Annotated in this window: 1 rRNA gene (cut by a window edge); it reads right to left on the bottom strand. The window is 49.0% G+C overall.

Annotated elements, in window-relative coordinates:
* A 23S ribosomal RNA gene (locus OIK42_RS20360) occupies window positions 1–1,564 on the bottom strand; it reaches 1,403 nt to the left of the window's first position.
* Window positions 1,565–1,591: the final 27 nt, after the last annotated feature.

Raw genomic sequence — 1,591 nt, 5'->3', positions numbered from 1 at the left:
ACATAATCATAAGTTTAGAAGCTTTTCCTGGAAGCAGGGCATCAACAACTTCACCACCTTGGTGGCTCGTCTCGTGTCTCGGCCTTAGAATTCCGGATTTACCTAAAATTCCAGCCTACTCACTTTCACTTGGACAACCAACGCCAAGCTTGTTTAGCCTTCTCCGTCCCTCCATCACTGATTATATAAGTACGGGAATATTAACCCGTTTCCCATCGACTACGCATTTCTGCCTCGCCTTAGGGGCCGACTTACCCTGCCCTGATTAGCATGGGACAGGAAACCTTGGTCTTCCGGCGTGGGGGTTTTTCACCCCCATTATCGTTACTCATGTCAGCATTCGCACTTCTGATACCTCCACCAGACTTCACAGTCCAGCTTCAGCGGCTTACAGAACGCTCCCCTACCCAAAGTACAAGTACTTTGCCGCAGCTTCGGTATATTGCTTAGCCCCGTTACATCTTCCGCGCAGGCCGACTCGACTAGTGAGCTATTACGCTTTCTTTAAAGGGTGGCTGCTTCTAAGCCAACCTCCTAGCTGTCTGGGCCTTCCCACATCGTTTCCCACTTAGCAATATTTTGGGACCTTAGCTGGCGGTCTGGGTTGTTTCCCTCTTCACGACGGACGTTAGCACCCGCCGTGTGTCTCCCGGATAGTTCTCATTGGTATTCGGAGTTTGCAAAGGGTTGGTAAGTCGGGATGACCCCCTAGCCTTAACAGTGCTCTACCCCCAATGGAATTCGTCCGAGGCTCTACCTAAATAGATTTCGGGGAGAACCAGCTATCTCCCGGTTTGATTGGCCTTTCACCCCCAGCCACAGGTCATCTCCTAACTTTTCAACGTTAGTGAGTTCGGTCCTCCAGTTGATGTTACTCAACCTTCAACCTGCCCATGGCTAGATCACCGGGTTTCGGGTCTATACCTAGCAACTAAACGCGCAGTTAACACTCGCTTTCGCTACGGCTCCCCTAAACGGTTAACCTTGCTACTAAATATAAGTCGCTGACCCATTATACAAAAGGTACGCAGTCACCCCTAAAGGCTCCCACTGCTTGTACGTATACGGTTTCAGGTTCTATTTCACTCCCCTCACAGGGGTTCTTTTCGCCTTTCCCTCACGGTACTGGTTCACTATCGGTCAGTTAGGAGTATTTAGCCTTGGAGGATGGTCCCCCCATCTTCAGTCAGGATAACACGTGTCCCGACCTACTTAATATGTAAACAAAGCATCTTCATGTACGGGGCTATCACCCTGTATCGCTCAACTTTCCAGAAGATTCCACTAATACTTTGCTTATCGGCTGCTCCCCGTTCGCTCGCCGCTACTAAGGGAATCTCAATTGATTTCTTTTCCTAAGGGTACTTAGATGTTTCAGTTCCCCTCGTTCGCCTCTGCATGCTATGTATTCACATACAGATACACTAAAAGTGTGGGTTTCCCCATTCGGAAATCTATGGCTCAAATGCGTTTTGTCAACTCACCATAGCTTATCGCAGACTTACACGTCCTTCATCGCCTCTAACTGCCAAGGCATCCACCGTATACGCTTAGTCACTTAACCATACAACCCTAAATAGCTTCTGAGTGC

Source organism: Alteromonas gilva (assembly GCF_028595265.1).
In the GTDB taxonomy this organism is placed as follows: Bacteria; Pseudomonadota; Gammaproteobacteria; order Enterobacterales; family Alteromonadaceae; genus Alteromonas; species Alteromonas gilva.
This window is presented reverse-complemented; position numbering and strand designations above follow the sequence as displayed.